This is a genomic window from Methylobacterium sp. WSM2598, from assembly GCF_000379105.1.
Taxonomy (GTDB): domain Bacteria; phylum Pseudomonadota; class Alphaproteobacteria; order Rhizobiales; family Beijerinckiaceae; genus Methylobacterium.
On the sequence record NZ_KB900609.1, the window covers coordinates 6318179 to 6333887 of the forward strand.

Here is a 15709-nt window from a genome sequence, read left to right on the forward strand (position 1 = left end):
CCGCGGCCGGCGGCGGGCCAGGACCCGATCGCCCGCCGTTCGGACGAGGTCATCCTCGCGCCGATCCGCGCCCGGCGCAATCGCCCGGATCGCCGCCGCGGGCGTCAGCGCCGCTGCCCGGCCCGCCGCGGCGGGGCGTCCCCGCCCTCGTCGAACAGCTCCGCCAGCTTCTCGGTCATCACGCCGCCGAGTTCCTCCGCGTCGATGATGGTGACGGCGCGCCGGTAGTAGCGGGTCACGTCGTGCCCGATGCCGATGGCGAGGAGTTCCACCGGCGAGCGGGTCTCGATCTCCTCGATCACGTAGCGCAGGTGGCGCTCCAGGTAGTTGCCCGGGTTCACCGACAGGGTCGAATCGTCGACCGGGGCACCGTCCGAGATCACCATCAGGATGCGCCGCTGCTCGGGCCGCCCGAGCAGGCGCTTGTGCGCCCAGTCGAGGGCCTCCCCGTCGATGTTCTCCTTGAGCAGCCCCTCGCGCATCATCAGGCCGAGATTCTTGCGCGCCCGGCGCCAGGGCGCGTCGGCGGCCTTGTAGACGATGTGGCGCAGGTCGTTGAGGCGGCCGGGCGAGGGCGGCTTGCCCGCCTTCAGCCACTCCTCGCGGGCCTGGCCGCCCTTCCAGGCCCGCGTGGTGAAGCCGAGGATCTCGACCTTGACGCCGCAGCGCTCCAGGGTGCGCGCCAGGATGTCGGCGCAGGTCGCCGCCACGGTGATCGGGCGCCCGCGCATCGAGCCCGAATTGTCGAGGAGGAGCGTGACCACCGTGTCGCGGAAATTCGTGTCCTTCTCCTGCTTGAAGGACAGGGGCTGGAACGGGTCCATGACCACCCGCGGCAGGCGGGCGGGGTCGAGCTGGCCCTCCTCCAGGTCGAACTCCCAGGCCCGGTTCTGCTGCGCGAGGAGCCGCCGCTGCAGGCGGTTGGCGAGGCGCCCGACCACGCCCTGCAGGTGGGCCAGCTGCTTGTCGAGGTAGGAGCGCAGCCGCCCGAGCTCGTCCGCGTCGCAGAGATCCTCGGCGTGGATCACCTCGTCGTACCTGGCGGTGTAGACCTTGTAGTCGGGACCGCGCACCTCGTTGGGGCGCGGGGTCGGCGGGCGCCAGGATTCGGAGGCCTCCTCCGAGTCGGCGTCCTCGGCATCGTCCGGCAATTCGCCGGAGGGCGCGTCGGCGGCCTCGGTCGCGCCCTCGTCGAGGTCGTCGGAGGCCTCGTCCGAGACGTCGACCTCGGCCCGGTCGCCCTGGGATTGCTGCTCCGCCTCGCCCTCGCCGGCCTGCTGCTCGTTCTCCTGCGCCTCGTTCTCGTCCTCGCTCTCCTCGTCCTCGGGGTCGAGGGGGGCGTCGTCCGCCATGTCGAGGGAGGAGAGGAGGTCGCGCACCGCGCGCGCGAAGGCGCGCTGGTTCTCGAGGCTGCCGAGGAGCCCGTCGAGGTTCCGGCCCGCGCGCGCCTCGACGAAGTCGCGCCAGAGCTCGACGATGCGGCCGGCGGCCTCCGGCGGCTTCTGGCCGGTCAGGCGCTCGCGCACCATCAGGGCGACGGCATCCTCCAGCGGCGCGTCGGCCCGGTCGGTGATCTCCTCGTACTTGCCGCCGCGATGGTAGCGGTCCTCCAGCATGGCGGTCAGGTTCCCGGCCACGCCGGCCATGCGCCGCGAGCCGATCGCCTCGACCCGGGCCTGCTCGACGGCGTCGAAGACCGCGCGGGCCGGCGCCCCCTCGGGGGCGAGCCGCCGGTGGATCGCCGCGTCGTGGCAGGCGAGGCGCAGGGCCATCGAATCCGCGTGGCCGCGCAGGATCGCCACGTCGGCGGCGGAGAGCTTGCGGGGCGGCTCGGGCAGGCGGGCCTTGTCGGCGGTCAGCGCGGGCCGGTCGGAGGCGAAGGTGACCTCGACCTCGGGCCTGCGGGCGATGGCCCGCAGCGTTCCGGCGAGCGAGCGCTTCAGCGGCTCGGCGGCCGGCTCGCGCTTCTCGCCTGGCTTGCGGTTGGAAATGGACATCCGGCTACTTCTTCACCGCGTCGAGATCGAAGGAGCGCTCCGGGAGATCGTCCCAAGCGTCGGGGCAGGTGTCGGGGCAGGTGTCGGGGCAGCAGTCGGCGCAGGCGTCCGGGATGGCCTCGGGCTGCCGGTGGGTCTCGTCGGCTGCCCGGAGCCCGGCCTCCTCGCAGGCCTCGGCGCGCGCGGCGTCGCGCTGGTCCCCGCGGCTCGGGCCGTCCGCATCGCCCGGGCGTCGAGGTCGCGCGCGGCCCGGTCCCCGGCGGGACCGGCCGCGCCGCGCCGTTCCGTGAGAGCCGGGTCCGCCATGCGCGCCTCCGTCAGCTCAGCGCGACGTTCACCGCGCTCTCGGGCAGCTCCTTGCCGAAGGAGCGCTGGTAGAACTCGGCGACGAGCGCCCGCTCCAGCTCGTCGCACTTGTTGAGGAAGGTGACCCGGAAGGCGAAGCCGATGTCGTTGAAGATCTCGGCGTTCTCCGCCCAGGTGATCACGGTGCGCGGGCTCATCACGGTCGAGAGGTCGCCGTTGATGAAGGCGTTGCGGGTGAGGTCGGCGACCCGGACCATCTTGTTGACGATGTCGCGCCCGCCCTCGCCGCGGTAGTGCGTCGCCTTCGACAGCACGATGTCGACCTCGCGGTCGTGCGGCAGGTAGTTGAGGGTGGTGACGATGGACCAGCGGTCCATCTGACCCTGGTTGATCTGCTGCGTGCCGTGATAGAGGCCGGACGTGTCGCCGAGGCCGACGGTGTTCGCGGTGGCGAAGAGCCGGAAGGCGGGGTGCGGGCGGATCACCCGCTTCTGGTCGAGGAGCGTCAGGCGGCCCGACACTTCGAGCACGCGCTGGATCACGAACATCACGTCCGGGCGGCCGGCATCGTACTCGTCGAAGACGAGCGCGACGTTGTTCTGCAGCGCCCAGGGCAGGATCCCGTCCTGGAAGGCGGTGACCTGCTTGCCCTCCTTGAGGACGATCGCGTCCTTGCCGACGAGGTCGATGCGCGAGACGTGGCTGTCGAGGTTGATGCGCACGCAGGGCCAGTTCAGCCGCGCGGCGACCTGCTCGACGTGGGTCGACTTGCCGGTGCCGTGATAGCCGGTGATCATCACCCGGCGGTTCCGGGCGAAGCCGGCCAGGATCGCCAGCGTGGTCTCGCGGTCGAAGATGTAGTCGGCGTCGAGGTCGGGGACGTGCTCGTCCGTCTTGGAGAAGGCCGGCACCTCGAGGTTCGAGTCGATCCCGAACACCTGGCGCACGGACACCTTCATGTCCGGGAGAGCGGGTGGTGTGTCTTCAGCGAGCATAAGGGCCTCGTCGGGGCAGGGGTGCCTCGGGAAGGGCGGCCCTGCGGATGTCGCGACGGCGCGGGGGTGCCGGCTGGCGCCGCCTTTCCTTATCGTTCTGGGGGAGCCGGCGCAAACGTGCCAACACCCCTGATATAGGCGAGGTCGCGCGGGATGCGAGCCCTGCCGGGCCCCCGGATGCGAGATCCGTGCCCGGCCCCGGCGAGGGCCGGACCTCAGCAGAGGCCGGCGGCCCGCAGGGTGTCGTGGGCCCGGATGATGTCGCGCAGGCGGTCCTCGAAGGCGCGGTCGCCGCCATTGGCGTCGGGGTGGAAGCGCTTCACCAGGGCCTTGTACTGGGCCTTGATGGCGGCGGCGTCGGCGCCCTCCTCCAGGCCCATCACGTCGTAGGCCTTGCGCACGGGGGCGGAGTAGCGCGGCCGCGGCGGCTCGGCCCGGGCGCGCCCGTCCTCGGGCGCGACGCCCGCCGCCCGCAGGACGCCGAGCGGATCGACGTAGTCCCAGTCGCGCGGCGCGGAGGCCGGCCGGCTCGCCCCGCGGGCGGTGCCGTTGACGCCCATCGCCCAGGTCGGCCGGTGGCCGATCACCGCGTCCTTCTGGAAGGCCTGCACGGCGGCGTCGTTCATGCCGGCGAAGTAATTGTAGGAGGCGTTGTATTCGCGGACATGCGCCATGCAGAAGCGCCAGTACTGGCCCTCCTGCTTGCGACCCTTGGGGGCGCGGTGGAGCCCCGGCTGGGTGCAGCCCGGGCGCTCGCAGACCGGACCCTCCGTCGTGGTGTCCTCGCACGTCGGCTTGATGCGGATGCGGTCGAACAGGGGCGAGTTGAGATCCATGGCGGGGCGATTATGAGGGGGCCCGGGCGGGGCACAAGGGCTGGGGGCCTGATGCCGCAGGCTCCCGGAACGGATTGACACGGGCGGGTGGATCCGCCCCCCGGGAATCACCCCGGCGCGCGAGGAGAATCCCGATGAGCTTGGCGGAGTGGATCAGGGAAACGCTGGAGGAGCGGTTAAGGCCGGAATCCCTGGCGGTGATCGATGAATCGCACCAGCACGAGGGCCATGCCGGCGCCGCCCCGGGTGGGGAAACCCATTTCCGCCTCGATGTGGTGTCGCAGGCCTTCGAGGGGAAGAGCCGCGTCGAGCGTCACCGCATGGTGAACGCGCTGCTCGACGAGGCCTTCAGGCGCGGCCTCCACGCGCTCGCCCTGCGGGCGCGCACGCCCGCGGAGGCGGCGGAGGCGGCAGCGTCGCGCTGAGCGCGGGGGCCCGCGGCGCGAAGGCGTAGACGGCCGTGGCGGCGAGCAGGGCCGCCCCGAAGCCGGCGAACAGGCGGGCGTAGAGCCCGGCCGGGTCGAGCCCCTCGGCCCGCAGCACGAAGGCGGCCGAGAGCCCCTGCGCGGCGCCCGCCCCGCCCATGAACAGGATGTTCATGAAGGAGACGCCCCGGCCGAGCAGGTGGGCCGGGAAGAAGCGCCGGGCATGGGCCATCAGGATGGCGTAGCTGAGGCCGGCGGCGCCGATGACGGCGAGGAGCGCCACGGCCAGGGCGGCGGAGCCTGCGCCCGCGAGGCCGAGGAGCACGAGGGCGAGGCCGGTGACGAGGCAGCCGCCGAGGGCGGTGCGCTTGGGATCGCGGACCAGCCGCTCCAGCGGCCCGTAGCCGATGGCGCCGAGGGCCATGGCGGCGCTCATGGCGAGCGCCCCGTTGCCCCGCGCCAGGGCGTCGAAGCCGTGCACGCTGCCCAGATAGGCGCCGATCCAGAGCGAGCGGATGGCGATCACCACCGCGTAGCTGACGAGGACGACCGGGAAGATCGGCCACAGGGCGCGCATGCCCGCGATCGCCGCGAAGCCCCGCAGCAGCCCGGTCCGGGCGGGATCCCGGATGCGGGCCGGATCGCGGATCAGGGCGAGGACGAGGAGCGCGCACCCGGCCGTGACGGCGGCGAGGCCGAGCAGGATCGGCCGCCAGCCGAGCGCCCGGGAGGCGAGGGCGAGCGGGGTCGCGCCCAGGAGATCCCCGGCCGTGCCGAAGCCGATCATCAGCGAGGACAGCATGGCGAAGCGCTCGGGCGGGTAGAGCCGGCCGAAGACGTAGAGGCTCCCCATCAGCGCCGGGGCGCAGCCGAAGCCGATCAGCGCCATGCCGGCGAGCGCCCCGGCGAAGCCCCCCGCCGCCGCGAGGGCCCCGGTCCCGAGGGATGCCAGGGCCAGGAAGGCCGCCACGGTGCGGCGGGGCCCGAACCGGTCGAGGCAGAACCCGGTCGGGATCTGGGCGAGCGCGAAGGCGGCGAACCACGCCGAGGAGAGCAGGGCGAGGTCGGAGCCGGAGAGGCCGAGGTCGCGCCCGAGATCCGGGGCCACCATGGCGAGGAAGCCGCGGTCGAACTGGCTGATCGTGTAGGCGAGGAGGAGGACGAGGAAGGCCGTCACGGCGGCTCCGGGGCGAGGTTGGGCGAGGGGAGGCCCGGCCTCGCCGATCCTAGGGGCTCTGCCGATCCTAGGGGCTCTCATGGACCGCGGACAGGTGTCGTGCTGGCCAGGGCCGGGCGCCGGCACGGGTGGCCCCGCCCCGCAAAGGCGGGCCTCCGACCCCGCTACCCGGCCGCCTTGGCGCGCCCGCCCAGATAGGCCGCCCGGATGTCGTCGTTCGCCCAGAGCGAGTCCGGCGAGCCGCTCAGCACCAGCTGGCCGGTCTCCAGCACGTAGCCGCGATCCGCCACCGACAGGCCCATCCGGGCGTTCTGCTCGACGAGGAGCACCGTCGTGCCGCGGCGGCGCACCTCGGCGATGATGGAGAAGACCGCCTGGACGATCACCGGGGCGAGGCCGAGCGAGGGCTCGTCGAGGAGCAGGATCCGGGGCTTGGCCATCAGCCCGCGGGCGAGCGCGACCATCTGCAGCTGGCCGCCCGACAGGGTCCAGCCGAGCGCGTCGCCGAAGCGGCGGATGTCGGGGAAGAGCTCGAACATGCCCTCCGCCTCGTCGCGGATCCGGCGGGCGGAGAGCCCGGTCCGGTTCGAGGCGCCGAGCATGATGTTCTCGCGCACGGTGAGGCCCGGGAAGACCCGCCGCCCCTCGGGCACGTGCGCGACGCCGCGGCGGACGATCTCCTCGGGCTTCAGGCCGACGAGGGGCTGGCCCTCGAACAGCACCTCGCCGCCGGCCGGCTTGACCAGCCCGGAGATGGTCTTGAGCGTCGTCGACTTGCCGGCGCCGTTCGAGCCCAGCAGGGTCACGACCTCGCCCGGCTCCACCGCGAAGGAGACGCCGCGCACGGCCTCGATCTCGCCGTAGCGCACGGTGAGGTCGCGGATCTCGAGGAGTGCCATTCCGTCCTCCTCAGGTCGGCGCGAGGTCGGTCCGCAGGCCCGGATCGCGCAGATCCGCCGCCTCCTGACCCAGATAGGCCTCGATCACGGCGGGCTCGCGCAGGACCGCGGCGGTGACGCCGTCGGCGATGCGCCGGCCGAAATTCAGCACCGTGATGTGGCTCGCCACGTCGCTCACCAGCGTCATGTCGTGGTCGATGATCAGGATGGTGACGCCCTTGGCGGCGACCCGGCGCAGCAGGCCGGTGAGCGCCCCCTTCTCGGTGCTGTTGAGGCCCGCCGCCGGCTCGTCGAGCAGCAGCAGCACCGGGTTGCCGGCGAGCGCCCGGGCGATCTCGATCAGGCGCTGGTGGCCGTACGAGAAGGCCGAGACCGGCTCGTCCGCCCGCGCCTCCAGCCCCACGAAGGCGAGCGCCGCCCACGCCCGCGCCTCCAGGGTCGCCCGGTCGCGGCCCTCGATCGGGTTGCCCGGCCGCTCGGCCCCGATGACGACGTTCTCGAGCGCGCTCATCGAGCGGAACAGGCGGATGTTCTGGAAGGTCCGGCCGAGCCCGGCCGCCGCGCGGGCATGCGGCGGCGCGTGGGTGATGTCCTGCCCGTCGAGGCGCACCCGGCCCGCGGTCGGCCGGTAGAGGCCCGAGAGCACGTTGAGGGTCGTGGTCTTGCCCGAGCCGTTCGGGCCGATCAGCGCGTGGATGCCCCCGCGGGTCACCGTGAAGGAGACCTCGTCCACGGCCTTGAGGCCGCCGAAATGCTTGGCGAGCCCCTCGACCTCCAGCACCGGCGCGGGCCCCGCCGCGCCCTGCGTCAGCGCGAGGTCGCCGGCCCGCGGCGCCGCGGCCCGGCCGGGGCGCAGGCGCTTCACCTGGTCGCCGAGGAAGCCCCAGATCCCCTCCGGCATGAACACCACGATCAGGATCACCGCGAGCCCGTAGATGGCGAGGTAGAGGCCCGGGATCTCCTTCAGGAAGCGCAGCCATTCGGGGATGAGGATCAGGAGCCCGGTGCCGATCACCGCGCCCGCCGGCGAGCCGACGCCGCCGAGCAGCGCCATGGTCAGGAACACGATCGACTCGGCGAAGGAGAACTGGTCCGGGCTGACATAGGTGAAGCTGCCCGCGAAGAGCCCGCCGCCGAGTCCGGCGAGCAGCGCCCCGATCGCGAAGGCCATCACCTTGGTGCGGTAGACGTCGATGCCGGTGACGCCCGCCGCGAGCTCGTTGTCGCGCACCGCCCGCATGGCGCGGCCGAGCCGGGTGCGCGGCATGTGCCAGACGAGCCAGGCCACCACCGCCAGCACCGCGAGGCAGAGGCCCAGATAGGCCTGCCCGTCCGAGAACAGGGCCGGGCGCTGGATGCGCGGCACCCCGTCGGGCCCGTGCGTGACCGGGATCCAGTTCACCAGCACCAGGGTGAGGATCTGCTGGAAGCTGATCGTCACCATGGCGAGGTAGTGGCCGCCCAGCCGCAGGGTCGAGGCGCCCAGGAAGGCGCCCGCCACCAGGGCGGCGAGCATGCCGGCCGCGAGGCAGAGCCAGAAGCTCACCCCGAGATCGACGGTGCCGAGGCCGACCGCGTAGGCGCCGAGCCCGAAGAAGGCCGCCTGCGCGAGGTTGATCTGCCCGCACAGGCCCAGCACCACGGTGAGGCCGATCACCGCGATCGCGTAGGTGGCGGCCTGCATCAGGATGTTGAGCAGGTAGCCGTTGACCGGGTTCGTCACCGCGAGGACGACGATCCCGGCCGCCAGGGCGGCGTAGAGCAGCGAGCCGAGGGGCAGCCGCCGGGCGGGAGCGGCGGGGGCGACGTCCGCCCGGGGAAGGGGAGAGCCGGTCATGCCTTCTCCGCGATGCGTTCGCCGAACAGCCCCTGGGGCCGCAGGATCAGGAAGGCCACGAGGACGATGAAGGCGAAGGCGTCCTTGTAGGGCACCGAGATGTAGGCCGCCCCGAAGGTCTCGATGATGCCGAGCGCCAGCCCGCCGATGATCGCCCCCGTGACGTCGCCGAAGCCGCCGATGATGGTGGCCGCGAAGGCCTTCAGGGCGATCGTCGCCCCCATCTGGATCGACACGAACAGCACCGGCGCCACCAGGATGCCGGCGATGCCGCCCAGCACCGCGCTGTACACGAAGGTCAGCATGATCATCCCGGCCACCGGGATGCCCAGCAGCGCCGCCATCTCCTTGTCCTGGGAGGTGGCCTGCAGCTTCTTGCCGATCAGCGTGTGCTCGAAGAACCAGTACTGGAAGGCGACCAGCACCGCCGTGACCGCGATGATCAGCAGGTACTGGCTGTCCAGGAAGACCGGCCCGAGCAGGATTCCCTGCGTCTCGAACACCGGGGGCAGCACCTGCGGCTGCGGCCCGTAGAGGGCGAGCGTGGTGTTGGCGAGGAAGATCGAGGCGCCGATGGTCGAGATGATCACCGGCAGGTAGGAGCGGTGGCGCAGCGGGTAGTAGACGCCGAGGTTGAACAGGGCCCCGAGCAGCGCCATCCCGCCGATCGCCAGCAGGAAGGACAGCCAGTAGGGCCATTCCAGGTCGACCGCGAAGACGACCATCAGGAAGGCGGCCACCATCGAGAACTCGCCCTGGGCGAAGTTCACCACGTTCGTGGCACGGAAGATCAGCACGAAGCCGAGCGCCACGAGGGCGTAGACGGCGCCGATGCCGATCCCGGTGAAGAGGAGCTGGAGGACGAGGTCCATGCGATCCGCCCGGGCCGGCGAGGGGGGGAGGCCCGTCCGGGGACGGGCCGGCGGAGGCGGTCAGCCCTGGTTGAAGTCGATCCGCTTGTCGAAGACGATCGACCCCTTGTCGTTCTTGACGACGTTGTAGCCGTGCAGGCCGTCGCCGTTCTTGTCGAAATTGTAGGTGCCCTCGGCCCCCTCGTGGCCGCGGATGGAGAGGAGCGCCTCGCGGATCGCCTGCGGGTCGGTCTTCCCGGCCTTGTTGATGGCCATGGCCAGCACCGTCACGGCGTCGTAGGTCCAGGAGGATTGGTTGTCGGGCGCGATCTTGGTGACCGCCCGGTAGGCCTTGCCGAAGGCCCGCGCCGCCTCGCTCGATTCCTCGGCGTAGTCCGCCACCCCGTAGGTGCCGAACAGCGAGGGGCCGGCGAGCTTCAGCGCCGTCACGTTGACGATCGAGGGCGAGCCGACCCAGGGCACGGTGACCCCGAGCTGGCGCAACTGCCGGGCGAAGATGCCGAGGTCGTTCTCGAAGGTGAAGTAGGAGCCGATCACCTCGGCCCCCGACTGGCGGATCGCCAGCACGACCGGCGTGAAGTCCTGGCTCTGGTTCGAGTAGCCCTGGTCGAGGGCCACCGTCGCGCCCGCCTTGGCCAGCGCCTCGGTGAGCGCCTTGGCGCCGCTGGTGCCGAACGCGTCCGTGGAGTGGATCACCGCCCACTTCTTCTTGGAGAGGGTGTTGACGCCGAAATCGGCGATCACCCGGGCCGAGTAGCTGTCGTTCGGCCGGAAGCGGAACAGCCAGGGATTGCCCATCTGGGTCAGCACCGGGTCGGTGCCGCCGAAGCAGACCGGCTTGCCGGTCTTGAGGATGTCGGGCGCCATGGCGTGGTTCTGGGTCGAGCGGATCGAGCCCAGGAACCCGACGAGGTCGCTCTGCGAGGCGAGCTTGGAGAAGGCCAGGACCGCGCCCGGGTTGGTGGTCTGGTCGTCCTCGGTGACGATCTCCAGCGGCTTGCCGAGCACGCCGCCGGCCTTGTTCACCGCCTCCAGCGCGATCTTGGCGCCGTTGAGCGCGAAGCGCCCGGCATCCGCGCCCGGCCCCGTCACCGGCAGCACCATGCCGATGCGCGTCGTCGCGCCGGCACCCTGCGCGCAGGCCGAGCGGATCACGCCGGGGAACGCTGCTCCGACCGCCGCGGATGCGGCGCCGCCCAGGAAAACGCGACGCGTCGTCCTCATGAGGTCTTCCTCCCAATGCTCCGGTCTCGAGGCCCGGTTGTGGGTGCGGAGTGGACACCGGCAGCGCTGCCATGTCCAGCCCCGGAGCCGGGACGCGCGGCGAATGCTGTGCGGTGAGGGGGAAGCGGGCGGCAGGTCGGGGCGCCCGGCATCGCCGGATTCCGCAAAAATCCCGCCGCGGCTTGGATCCCCCCTCGCCATTCGCTATTCGCCATCCGCCAAGAAGAGTTTCCGGGAGGATCCCATGCGCATCGCCGCCGCCGGCCTGACCGCCTTCGTCCGCGACATCTTCATCGGGGAGGGCTGCGCGCCGGAGGAGGCGGAGCGGATCGGGCGCTACCTCGTCGCCGCGAACCTCACGGGCCATGACAGCCACGGGGTGATTCGCGTGCCCCGCTACGTCGCGTGGTTGCGCGAGGGCGAGGTCGTGGCCGGCCGGACCCCGGAGGTGGTGAGCGACACTCCGGCCTTCGCGCTGATCGACGCGCATTACGGCTTCGGCCAGACCGCCGGTCCCTTCGCGACGGACCTCGGCATCGCCCGGGCCCGGGCGAACGGGGTCGCCATCGTGGCCCTGCGCCATGCCGGGCATCTCGGGCGGATCGGCGAGTGGGCCGAGCAGGCGGCGGCGGCGGGCCTCGTCTCGGTGCATTTCGTCAACGTGGCGGGCAGCCTGCTCGTCGCCCCGTTCGGCTCGGTCGACCGGCGCTACTCGACCGCCCCCTTCGCGGCGGGGTTCCCGGTCGCCGGGGGCGAGCCGATCATCCTCGACTTCGCGACCTCGGCGGTGGCCGAGGGCAAGGTGCTGGTGGCCTCGCAGGGGGGCAAGCCCCTGCCCGAGGGCGTGCTGATCGAGCCGGACGGGCGCCCGAGCCAGGACCCGCGCACGCTCTTCGGCCCCTACGACGGCACGGCGGAGCGCGACAACCGGCGCGGGGCGGGGGCGATCCGGGCCTTCGGCGAGCACAAGGGCTCCGGCCTCGCGCTGATGTGCGAATTGCTGGCCGGGGCGCTCACCGGCTCGGGCACGGCCGGCCCCGGCCCGAAGCGCTTCTGCAACGGCATGCTGTCGATCTACATGACGCCGGAGGCCTTCGGCTCGGCGGACGCGGTCGCGACCGAGACCCGCACCTATCTCGACTTCTTCAAGAGCGCCCGCCCGGCCGCGCAGGGGGGCGAGGTGCTGCTCCCCGGCGAGCCCGAGCGCCGCACGCGGGCGCAGCGCCTCGCCGAGGGCGTGCCGCTGCCCGACCCGGTCTGGGCGACGCTCCTCGAGGCCGGCCGGCCGCACGGGCTCGACGGAGAGACGTATCGCGGCTGAGCGGCCGCCTCCCGCGGCGCTCCCCCCGCCGCGGCCCTCCCGCCGCCGCGGCGGGGGCCGCAGGCGGACCGTCGCGGGAATCGGCCAGGATGGGCCCGATGACGGACCCGAACGGGCCGGCGCCCCTCCGGGGCCGGCTCTGCAGGAGATGGCCCTTGCTGCGTCGATGCCTCCGCGCCCGCCCCGGAGCCCTTCCGGGGGCCCTTCTGGTCGCCCTTCTGCCGGCCCTGCCGGTCCTCGCGCAGCAGGAGCCGGCGCGGACCGACCGGCGCGTGCCGCTCGAACCCGCCGCCTGGCCCTTCACCGCCATCGGGCGCGTCAACGTCGTCACCGGGCCGGCCCATCACGGCCATTGCACCGGCACCCTGGTGGCGCCCCGGCTCGTCCTCACCGCCGCCCATTGCCTGTTCGACGACCGGATCGGCGGCTACGTGAAGCCGCACCAGGTCCACTTCGTGGCGGGCCAGGCCCGCGACCGCTTCGGCGGGCACGCGGTGGCCCAGGATCTGCGGATCGCCCCCGGCCTCGCCCTGGAGCGGGCGACCCGGCCCGGTCCCCGCCCGATCACCCAGGAGATGATCCGGCACGATTGGGCCGTCATCACCCTCAGGGAGGCGCTCGACGGCGTGAAGCCGGTGCCCTGGCGCCTCCTGCCGGGGGCCGACCTGCCCGGGAGCCGGCAGGGGGCCGTGGTCGCGGTGGCGGGCTACGCCTTCGACCGCCCCTACCTGCCGGTGATCCACCGCGGCTGCTCGGCGCGGATCGACGTGCCGGCCCCCGGGCAACTGACCGACCTGTGCGATTCCGGCTCGGGCGAATCCGGCGCCCCCGTCCTCCTCCTGGAGCCGGACGGGACGGCCGCCCTGGTCGGCATCCACACCGCCGTGGGCGGGGGCGAGCGGGTCGGCAACGCCGTCCGGGCCCATCTCGGCTTCGGCGTCGCCGCGGCCGCCTTCGCGCCGGTGCTCGACGAGATGGCCCGGCGCTGACGCGGTCGCAGCGCGGCGCGGCGGCCCTATCTGGTCGGGACAGCGCCTGCCCCCGGATGCCGATGACCACGCACGCAGCGACACGATCCGCGCCGTCCCGCGACCGCGAGATCATCGAGACCGACGTCTCCGCCCGGCTCGACCGGCTGCCCTGGGGCCGGTTCCACACCCTGGTGGTGCTGGCCCTCGGCATCACCTGGATCCTCGACGGGCTGGAGGTGACGCTCGCGGGCGCGCTCGCCGGGGCCCTGCGCGACAGCCCGACCCTGCGCTTCAGCAATGCGGAGATCGGGCTCGCCACGTCGAGCTACCTCGCCGGCGCCGTGCTGGGGGCGGTGGGGTTCGGCTGGCTCACCGACCGGCTCGGGCGCAAGAAACTGTTCTTCGTCACGCTCGCGGTCTACCTCGCGGCCACCGCCGCCACCGGCTTCTCCTGGGACCTCTGGAGCTTCTGCCTGTTCCGGTTCCTCACGGGGGCCGGGATCGGCGGCGAGTACACGGCGATCAACTCGACCATCCAGGAACTGATCCCGGCCCGCGCCCGCGGCTGGACCGACCTCGTCATCAACGGCTCGTTCTGGCTCGGCGCCGTGCTGGGGGCGGGGGCCTCCCTGATCGTGCTCGATCCCTCCCTGTTCGGCCCCGATCACGGCTGGCGGGCGGCCTTCCTGCTCGGCGCGGCGCTCGGCCTCGTCATCCTGCTCCTGCGCACCTGGATCCCCGAGAGCCCGCGCTGGCTGATGACCCATGGCCGCGCCGCCGAGGCCGAGGCCGTGGTGGCCGGGATCGAGGCGCGGTTCCGCGCCGAGGGGCACGTTCTGAGCGAGGGGCCGTTCCGGACGGCGCGCCTGCGCCAGCGCCGGCACACGCCGCTCTCCGAGGTCTTCCGGACGCTCGCCCGCTATCGCCGGCGCGCGGGGGTCGGGCTCGCCCTGATGTCCGCCCAGGCCTTCTTCTACAACGCGATCTTCTTCACCTACGGGTTGATCCTGATCGACTTCTACAAGGTGCCGGCCGGGGCGGTCGGCTGGTACATCCTGCCCTTCGCGGCCGGCAACTTCTTCGGGCCGGTGGTGCTCGGGCGGCTGTTCGACACGCTCGGCCGCAAGCCGATGATCGCGGCGACCTACGGGATCTCGGGGGTGCTGCTCGCCCTGAGCGGGGTGCTGTTCCAGCAGGAGGCGCTGACCGCGACCACGCTCACGCTGAGCTGGATGACCGTGTTCTTCTTCGCCTCGGCGGCGGCGAGCTCGGCCTACCTGACCGTCAGCGAGGTGTTTCCCCTGGAGATCCGGGCGCTCGCCATCGCGGTGTTCTACGCCATCGGCACCGGGATCGGGGCGGCGGGGCCGGCCCTGTTCGGGGTGCTGATCGAGGGGCAGTCCCGGTCGGCGATCCTCGGCGGCTACCTCGCGGCCTCCGCCCTGATGATCGCGGCCGGGATCGTCGCGGGGATCTGGGGCGTCGCGGCGGAGCGGCGCTCGCTAGAGGAGGTCGCGACCCCGCTCGCCGCGGCGGAGTAGGGCCGCTCAGCGCAGGAGCGCCCGCATCCCCTCCCAAATCTCGGCCACGACCCGGCCGGCGGGCTCGGCCCGCGCGAAGCCGGCCGCCTGCCCGGCCCAGGCCTGCATCCGCGCGAGGTCGCCCTCCCGGGTCGCGGCCTCGCGCATGGCCTGGGTGAGGGCGCGCTGCACCGGGTAGGGCGCGGGCGCCGGCGCGTCGGGGGCGGTCGCGGCCGCCACGTAGGCGGTGGCGAGGCTGCGCCCGGCCCGGCCGCTGAAGACCCGGGCCACGCGCGTGTCCTCCGGCCGCGCCCGCGCGAGCCCCTCGGCCCAGGCGGGGCTGAGCCTCGCCTCCGGGGAGCGCAGGAAGCCGGTGCCGATCTGGACGGCGCTCGCCCCGAGGAGGAGCGCGGCCGCGGCGCCCCGCGCCTCCGCGATGCCGCCGGTGGCGACGACCGGGATCCGCACCGCGTCGGCCACCGCCGGCACCAGCGCCATCGTGCCGACCATCCCGGCCTCGGCGCTCCCCGCCTCGAAGCAGCCGCGATGCCCGCCGGCCTCGGCGCCCTGGACCACCACCGCGTCGGCGCCGGCCGCCTCGGCCGCGAGGGCCTCGGCCACGGTCGAGACGTTCGCCCACCAGGCGATGCCCCGGTGCTTCAGGCGCGCCACGAATTCGGGCGGGTAGAGGCCCATCACCGAGGAGACGATGGGCGGCGCGGCCTCCAGGAACGCCTCGCACTGGGCGGCGAAGTCGGGGGGCGCCGCGTCGCCCGCCTCCGGCGGCACGGCGGGGCCGAAACCGCCGAGGAAGCCGCGCAGGCGCGCCTCGTGCTCCGGGTCGCGGCGGGGCGGCGGGTCGGGGATCCAGAGGTTGAGCTGGAACGGCCCGCGGGTGCCCGCCCGCACCTCCGCCGCCCAGGCCAGGATGGCGGCCGGCGGCATCAGCAGGGCGCCGCAGGCGCCGAGCCCGCCCGCCTCCGCCACGGCGATCGACAGGGAGGGCGGGCAGGCGCCGGCCATCGGCGCCAGCAGGATCGGCAGGCGCAGGCCGTAGCGGGCGCAGAAATCCTGCGCGCGGGCGAGGGCGGGGTGGGGCGCGGACATGCCGGCAGTGAAGCGCCGCCGCGGCCGGGCCGCAAGTGGGTGCGGGACGACAAGTGCAAGTGGGTGCGGGACGACAAGTGGGTGCGGGGCGAGAAGCCCGGTCCGGCGGATTGACTTCGCACCCGCACAACGCCATATCGGGGCTGCAGCGTCAGCGGCCGTTCCGGCCCGCCTGAGAGGGCTGCGTGACGGATTGGCCCGCATTCGCGCGGCAGGCCCGGC

At 73.3% G+C, this 15709-nt stretch carries 13 protein-coding genes; 4 read left to right on the forward strand and 9 right to left on the reverse strand.

Annotated elements, in window-relative coordinates; genetic code table 11:
- Positions 1-104: 104 nt before the first annotated feature.
- The 3 genes from cobT to MET2598_RS0129480 all read right to left on the reverse strand — a co-directional run bounded on the left by cobT (position 105) and on the right by MET2598_RS0129480 (position 4134).
- Complete coding sequence (cobT, locus tag MET2598_RS0129470) at positions 105-1997, reverse strand: cobaltochelatase subunit CobT (RefSeq protein ID WP_012336131.1); 1893 nt, start codon at positions 1995-1997, stop codon at positions 105-107.
- 317 nt (positions 1998-2314) lie between these two features.
- Positions 2315-3298, reverse strand: a complete 984-nt coding sequence (gene cobS / locus MET2598_RS0129475) for a cobaltochelatase subunit CobS (RefSeq protein WP_012336130.1) — start codon at positions 3296-3298, stop codon at positions 2315-2317.
- A gap of 215 nt (positions 3299-3513) precedes the next feature.
- Positions 3514-4134, reverse strand: coding sequence for a J domain-containing protein (locus tag MET2598_RS0129480; protein ID WP_012336129.1), 621 nt, complete (start codon positions 4132-4134; stop codon positions 3514-3516).
- Between the two features lie 134 nt (positions 4135-4268).
- On the opposite strand from MET2598_RS0129480, the gene MET2598_RS0129485 reads away from it, so the two are divergent.
- Positions 4269-4559, forward strand: a complete 291-nt coding sequence (locus tag MET2598_RS0129485) for a BolA family protein (RefSeq protein ID WP_012336128.1) — start codon at positions 4269-4271, stop codon at positions 4557-4559.
- Here MET2598_RS0129485 and MET2598_RS0129490 read toward each other — a convergent pair.
- The 5 genes from MET2598_RS0129490 to MET2598_RS0129510 all read right to left on the reverse strand — a co-directional run bounded on the left by MET2598_RS0129490 (position 4483) and on the right by MET2598_RS0129510 (position 10568).
- Positions 4483-5736: an MFS transporter gene (locus MET2598_RS0129490; protein WP_018263294.1), complete on the reverse strand. Its 1254-nt coding sequence runs from the start codon at positions 5734-5736 to the stop codon at positions 4483-4485. The genes MET2598_RS0129485 and MET2598_RS0129490 overlap by 77 nt on opposite strands.
- Before the next feature lie 164 nt (positions 5737-5900).
- On the reverse strand, positions 5901-6635 hold the full coding sequence (locus tag MET2598_RS0129495; protein WP_012336126.1) for an ABC transporter ATP-binding protein: 735 nt from the start codon (positions 6633-6635) through the stop codon (positions 5901-5903).
- A gap of 10 nt (positions 6636-6645) precedes the next feature.
- Positions 6646-8472, reverse strand: coding sequence for a branched-chain amino acid ABC transporter ATP-binding protein/permease (locus MET2598_RS0129500; protein WP_018263295.1), 1827 nt, complete (start codon positions 8470-8472; stop codon positions 6646-6648).
- The gene (locus MET2598_RS0129505; RefSeq protein WP_012336124.1) at positions 8469-9344 is read right to left on the reverse strand and encodes a branched-chain amino acid ABC transporter permease; all 876 of its coding nucleotides are present in this window, start codon (positions 9342-9344) and stop codon (positions 8469-8471) included. Before MET2598_RS0129505 ends, MET2598_RS0129500 begins: the two co-directional genes overlap by 4 nt.
- 60 nt (positions 9345-9404) lie before the next feature.
- Entirely contained in the window at positions 9405-10568 is a 1164-nt protein-coding gene (locus MET2598_RS0129510) for an ABC transporter substrate-binding protein (RefSeq protein WP_012336123.1), read from the reverse strand.
- A gap of 244 nt (positions 10569-10812) precedes the next feature.
- Here MET2598_RS0129510 and MET2598_RS0129515 point away from each other — a divergent pair, with 244 nt between their 5' ends.
- The 3 genes from MET2598_RS0129515 (at position 10813) to MET2598_RS0129525 (ending at position 14401) form a co-directional block, all read left to right on the forward strand.
- Positions 10813-11889 (forward strand): malate/lactate/ureidoglycolate dehydrogenase, encoded by a 1077-nt coding sequence (locus MET2598_RS0129515; RefSeq protein WP_018263297.1) that lies wholly within the window; start codon positions 10813-10815, stop codon positions 11887-11889.
- A gap of 155 nt (positions 11890-12044) precedes the next feature.
- The gene (locus tag MET2598_RS0129520) at positions 12045-12878 is read left to right on the forward strand and encodes a trypsin-like serine peptidase (RefSeq protein WP_018263298.1); all 834 of its coding nucleotides are present in this window, start codon (positions 12045-12047) and stop codon (positions 12876-12878) included.
- A 56-nt stretch (positions 12879-12934) separates the two neighbouring features.
- On the forward strand, positions 12935-14401 hold the full coding sequence (locus MET2598_RS0129525; RefSeq protein ID WP_084673948.1) for an MFS transporter: 1467 nt from the start codon (positions 12935-12937) through the stop codon (positions 14399-14401).
- A 6-nt stretch (positions 14402-14407) separates the two neighbouring features.
- Here MET2598_RS0129525 and MET2598_RS0129530 read toward each other — a convergent pair whose 3' ends face one another.
- On the reverse strand, positions 14408-15487 hold the full coding sequence (locus tag MET2598_RS0129530) for an NAD(P)H-dependent flavin oxidoreductase (RefSeq protein WP_018263300.1): 1080 nt from the start codon (positions 15485-15487) through the stop codon (positions 14408-14410).
- Between the last annotated feature and the right edge of the window lie 222 nt (positions 15488-15709).

Coding starts and splice junctions, on each gene's coding strand:
- MET2598_RS0129480 (WP_012336129.1), bottom strand. CDS start 4,134: ATGGATCTCAACTCGCCCCTGTTCGACCGCATCCGCATCAAGCCGACG.
- MET2598_RS0129515 (WP_018263297.1), top strand. CDS start 10,813: ATGCGCATCGCCGCCGCCGGCCTGACCGCCTTCGTCCGCGACATCTTC.
- cobS (WP_012336130.1), bottom strand. CDS start 3,298: ATGCTCGCTGAAGACACACCACCCGCTCTCCCGGACATGAAGGTGTCC.
- MET2598_RS0129530 (WP_018263300.1), bottom strand. CDS start 15,487: ATGTCCGCGCCCCACCCCGCCCTCGCCCGCGCGCAGGATTTCTGCGCC.
- MET2598_RS0129525 (WP_084673948.1), top strand. CDS start 12,935: ATGCCGATGACCACGCACGCAGCGACACGATCCGCGCCGTCCCGCGAC.
- cobT (WP_012336131.1), bottom strand. CDS start 1,997: ATGTCCATTTCCAACCGCAAGCCAGGCGAGAAGCGCGAGCCGGCCGCC.
- MET2598_RS0129495 (WP_012336126.1), bottom strand. CDS start 6,635: ATGGCACTCCTCGAGATCCGCGACCTCACCGTGCGCTACGGCGAGATC.
- MET2598_RS0129510 (WP_012336123.1), bottom strand. CDS start 10,568: ATGAGGACGACGCGTCGCGTTTTCCTGGGCGGCGCCGCATCCGCGGCG.
- MET2598_RS0129500 (WP_018263295.1), bottom strand. CDS start 8,472: ATGACCGGCTCTCCCCTTCCCCGGGCGGACGTCGCCCCCGCCGCTCCC.
- MET2598_RS0129485 (WP_012336128.1), top strand. CDS start 4,269: ATGAGCTTGGCGGAGTGGATCAGGGAAACGCTGGAGGAGCGGTTAAGG.
- MET2598_RS0129505 (WP_012336124.1), bottom strand. CDS start 9,344: ATGGACCTCGTCCTCCAGCTCCTCTTCACCGGGATCGGCATCGGCGCC.